This is a genomic window from Microcystis sp. M53598_WE2, assembly GCF_030067735.1.
GTDB classification, from domain to species: Bacteria; Cyanobacteriota; Cyanobacteriia; order Cyanobacteriales; family Microcystaceae; genus Microcystis; species Microcystis aeruginosa.
Genome location: NZ_JASJFE010001014.1, coordinates 1 through 4427 on the forward strand (window position 1 = coordinate 1; position 4427 = coordinate 4427).

The following is a 4427-nucleotide window of genomic DNA, read 5'->3' on the forward strand; positions in this document are numbered from 1 at the left end:
TGGTCGTATTGTTTTAACCATTGTTGTGCAGTGTTACCTTCGCGGAGGATTTTTTGTAGGGGAGAGAGGAAACAACTAAAACCCTTTTCTTTAGCGATCGGATAAACTTGAACATAGAGGTCTTTAATCCAATCCCTAGCTAAGATTTCTCGGCCATCGTACCAATGTCTCAGGGTGGCATCAAGACTAAAACGAGCGGCAGCCTGTTCGTTTTCTTGGGTTAAAGTTAATAAATCCTCGCTGCGATTGCTGCTGGGTAATTGACTTAAAATTAAGGGGTCTAATTGGGGAGCTTGTAAAAGTTGAGTTAAACGGGCCTCTAAAAAAGCCATAACTGCTAATAAACTAATAGGATTAGCAATCAGGTCACAAATTCGCAATTCTAGACGATTGAGATTATAGGGACGATTGCTACCGTTAGGACGTACCGACACCCAGAGATGACGAACATTCTGCATCGTACCGAGTTTTAATTGTTCCTCGGTCCAAGTGACAAAATGTTGATGACTTTCAAAGAGGGGAACATAAGCGGGAGTTTGGGGGAAAACTTGCCAACGACGGGAATGGGAACCGGTGATTTTACCGTCGAGAAAGGGAGAAGAAGCACTTAAAGCCAAGTATAAAGGAGCTTCTAGGCGAATTAAGCGACAGGCACGCATTAAATCCTCATAATCGCTAATACCGACGTTAATATGAATACTGGCCGTGACTACATTAGTGCCGTAGGTCTGTTCAATATAGTCATGATAGGGATTGTGGGGGTCACTGCGATAAAAATGTTGACTATCGCCCAAGGAGAGGGTACTGCCAGGGATGAGGGTATAATCGCCTAAACGACGCAAATATCGCCGTAGAGCGAGACGAGGTTTTAAAGTAGCGCATAAAAGACGGTCATAGTTAGTCATGGGAGCCGTAGTATATTCTACGTTACGACTATCCGGTTCCCGGACAAAACCATCTAAATCCTTGACAATGCGATCGGATAAACCGATAATTTCTCCGGCTGCTGTTCCGGTGTACATTTCCACTTCAAAACCTTTACTTAGGAGCATCGTCAATTCACCTTGCTGTGTCTATTTTGTAGTGTGACATTATTTGGACTGTAAATGACGTTCGATCAGCAGAATCGCCACTATATCATCAATGGGGCGATCGGGAAGACGCATACCTTGGGGGATGAGTTTCTGTAATCCTTTGGGGGGGAACATTTGCCAATAGCGATCGCGCGCTTCTAGGGTACTATTGCGTTCATCTACTAGAGTAATCGGGATGGTGATACGAGCGGCAATTTTTTGGCGCCAACTTTTCGAGGTGGTTTGGTTCCCCATCACCAATAATTCGAGCGGATATTGTTGACAGAGACTAGCTAAACGCTCGATCGCTTGTGACGATGCTATCACCTCATGGGTATAAATTTTCCCCGTCGATGACCTGACCGCGATCCCACATTTATCCTTACCCGGATCAAAACCGAGAATACACATAGTTTTTATCTCCTGCAGCAGTGGTCGGTTTTATTAAATCACTAAATTAGGGTCTTGGGTGTTGGGGTTTTAGCAGGGTAAGCGCATCTGAACAATCCTTGACAAAATTAACTTTATGTGAGTTGCTTACCCACGATTCAGGCATATTTGAGGAGAATTTGCCATCTCAATTGTTAAGCAAAAATCGACCAAATGGGTCGAGTTCATGACTAGGGTTTGCGGCAAAAAGTTTCTCCTGGGGGGAGGGTGTGGGGTGTAGGGTGTAGGGTTATAACCAAGCATCACCTATATAGCACAAATTTACTGAGTAGATAAAAATAAACTTGAGTCAACGTGAAAAAACTGTCCTAACTTTACAGCTTGTTTTTCTGTTATTATTTGTTGGCCAATAAGAATATCAGAAACTATTGTTTTTGAACCTAGTATATCTGATAAATCTTTTTCTTGTAAGTTGTTAGCTTCCATGAGTTCCCAGAGTATTGAATGGGGTTCTGATTCTTCAAGGGGATAATGATCTTGTTCGTATTTTTCGATTAAAGTCAAGAGTAAATTTAACAAGGTGGTTTCTTCTAGACTGCGATTTTCTCGATGAGATAAGGCCTCAGCTAGGTTAATAGCCTGTTCGTTTTCTGCATCGTTTTCTATTACTTTTGGTAGATACTCGGCTAGTAACCTTCCGTAGGTATCACGGTTCAAAGTAAGGGTCATTTTTCCCCTCATCTTTGTCATACTCCGCGTGAGTCAAAATGTACTTGATGTAAATTATTTGATCTTTGTAAACGCTATCTACTGGCTCCGGTCGTGCCGGCAAGAAATAACCCACCGTCTGACCCTGGCAAGTGACGGCGATGGGAGTAGTAGAACTCAAATATTTGGCGAGATGATCCTGGAATTCTCCCATTCCGATTTTTTCTAGCAGAGACTATTGCTTTTCCCGCTTGTGTACTGTTGTGTAGATAATTTTAGCAGAAAAATCTAACGGTAAAGAATCTTAAGTTAGCGTCAGAACATCTATTGCTGCCACAAAAGTCGTTCGAGTAGGCTGGGTGCAACCCAAAAGCCAGCTTCTTGGAGACGTTCAAAGGTTACTCTTAAATCGAGCAATCCGAATTGGGCAGCATCTTTGACAATGCCCAAAAGTCCAATAATTCTTAAGCCACGCTCCGAAGCAATTTGCCTCCCTGCTTTGTCATCTAAAATAATCAATTCAGCTTCAATTTGCTCTGCTAGTAAAATCGCTTCTTGCTCACCCGGATCGAGTTTTTACAATCCTGACCTTGAGGATGTCCTAACAATTTCAATCCGGAGCCAATCAGGGGGGTTAGCAATCCAATTGCGAACGATAGATGGAGATTCTGAGGCCTTTAATTCATCAGCTACAGCTTCAGGAATGACCACAAGCTCATACAGTTCTTGTAGGATCATAATTTGGTCAATTAAGAGCAGGTAGCAAATCGGAGAAGTGTCAGAAACAACTATCATTTCGCTCTGAGTTCTTTGAGAGTTTGCAAATCGCGTTCCAGTTCAGTTTCATCATAATTCAGATAGACTCCCATCCGCTTTAAAAAGGCATGAGTTTCTAACCGAGAAGGTAATTGAAGGATGCGTCCAACTTCGGCCGTACTCAAGATACCGGCACGGTAAGCATCAGCAATAACCATTTCCAGCAGTTTATGAGCCAAATTATCGCCTGTTTGACCTAATCTCTGGGCGATTTCGTCGGGAATATCAACAGTGATTTGCATAAAATTATCGGAGTCGCTACCAGTTAGTTCTATCATAGGTGAAATAGATGGCTCTTCCAGTTTTTGTGTGGAAGGAAGAAGAATAGGGATAATTTGGGTGCATCTCAATTTGGTCGAAATATCTATAGGACATTTTGGGCGCACACAGTTCGATAAACTCACTGACCACAGTGCGGCCCTACCATTGGCGTAATAATATTATTGTAGGGGCGAATTGCCTTCGCCCTCAGGGTTTGCGGCAAAAAGTTTTTTGTGGGGGCGGGGTGTGGGGTAGGGTTGTTTCATTCCCTCAAATGTCATTCTCTGCAATCCAACAGAGTTTTTAGATTTATTCAGCAAGCTCTATCTAGGGTTTGCTGAATAAGTACGGGCGAAGCATTCGGATAGAAAATCTACCTTTTCACCGATAGGTTATTGTCCGAATGCTTCGCCCCTACAGGATGCGGGCCGATGAAGACGCAAGGTTTTGAACGACGATTCTCTCAAAATCTTGCACCTGTTTCGCTCGTAAAGCCCCAAAACCTTTACTTTGCCTACATTTCAAATTTATTCAGCAAACCCTATCTAGCCGGTCTGAGATTAACCCTAGCCAAACTCATCCAACGCTTGCAAAGTTGGGAAGCGCACCTAGTCCAGGGCGATACCCACCGACTACGGCGGGATATCTTCGATTCTTACGAATTCACCAGAATATCGGATATTGTTGTGATCGCCGTCGCTCACTCACCGAAATACAGGTGAACCCGATTGCTCGTCCAGGTTGCCACCCCCGTGCCGAAAAAATCCGCGTCTTCCGTCCAGATCGGGCATTCCAGCAATAAAGCCAGCGCCACGACTGGCCAATCGTCCACATCCCGCGCGGCGATGCGTTTTCTAGCCTCCCCCTCGTAAGAAGCGTACAGGCTGTTATCCACGATCCGCACCCAACCGGTCAAACCTTCCAAGACTGCCATCGCGTCCTCGCTCCCTAGGTTGCGTTTCTCGAAAAGAATCGGTAAATATCGCCTTGCGTCGGCGTAACAGCGATCGGTCGTGAAAAAATCTACCGTGGGAGCGAACCGAGCGATCATCGGAAATTTTGGGTCTGAAACCCCGCCGTTCTAGGTTGGCTTTACGTTAGAATTAAAAGGCCAGTCTCGAAAACCAAGTGGACGGCGCAGCACCTTGAAAACTCGGCTTAGGGGGTTCCGACCAGAAA

General features: G+C 44.5%; 6 protein-coding genes and 1 pseudogene. All 7 read right to left on the minus strand.

Going from position 1 to position 4427, the window contains the following annotated elements:
- Positions 1-1052, minus strand: a 1052-nt coding sequence (gshA, locus tag PX636_RS20780) for a glutamate--cysteine ligase (protein WP_288118644.1), incomplete at its 3' end; no start/stop codon positions are given.
- Positions 1053-1091: 39 nt separating this feature from the next.
- Positions 1092-1484, minus strand: coding sequence for a pre-16S rRNA-processing nuclease YqgF (locus tag PX636_RS20785; protein WP_004163127.1), 393 nt, complete (start codon positions 1482-1484; stop codon positions 1092-1094).
- 300 nt (positions 1485-1784) lie between these two features.
- The gene (locus PX636_RS20790; RefSeq protein WP_004163128.1) at positions 1785-2204 is read right to left on the minus strand and encodes a helix-turn-helix domain-containing protein; all 420 of its coding nucleotides are present in this window, start codon (positions 2202-2204) and stop codon (positions 1785-1787) included.
- A complete protein-coding gene (locus tag PX636_RS22955) occupies positions 2170-2403 on the minus strand; it encodes a hypothetical protein (protein ID WP_502882909.1) in 234 nt (77 codons plus the stop codon). Before PX636_RS22955 ends, PX636_RS20790 begins: the two co-directional genes overlap by 35 nt.
- Before the next feature lie 92 nt (positions 2404-2495).
- A pseudogene (locus PX636_RS22960) lies at positions 2496-2966 on the minus strand (PIN domain-containing protein).
- Entirely contained in the window at positions 2963-3265 is a 303-nt protein-coding gene (locus tag PX636_RS20805) for a UPF0175 family protein (RefSeq protein WP_004163132.1), read from the minus strand. The pseudogene PX636_RS22960 and the gene PX636_RS20805 overlap by 4 nt, the downstream one beginning before the upstream one ends.
- A gap of 683 nt (positions 3266-3948) precedes the next feature.
- Entirely contained in the window at positions 3949-4299 is a 351-nt protein-coding gene (locus tag PX636_RS20810) for a PIN domain-containing protein (protein ID WP_288118650.1), read from the minus strand.
- Positions 4300-4427 lie beyond the last annotated feature (128 nt).

Bases quoted from the DNA above. Each gene is read 5' to 3' on its own strand.
- PX636_RS20810 (WP_288118650.1), bottom strand. From the start codon at position 4,299: ATGATCGCTCGGTTCGCTCCCACGGTAGATTTTTTCACGACCGATCGC.
- PX636_RS20790 (WP_004163128.1), bottom strand. From the start codon at position 2,204: ATGAGGGGAAAAATGACCCTTACTTTGAACCGTGATACCTACGGAAGG.
- PX636_RS20805 (WP_004163132.1), bottom strand. From the start codon at position 3,265: ATGATAGAACTAACTGGTAGCGACTCCGATAATTTTATGCAAATCACT.
- PX636_RS20785 (WP_004163127.1), bottom strand. From the start codon at position 1,484: ATGTGTATTCTCGGTTTTGATCCGGGTAAGGATAAATGTGGGATCGCG.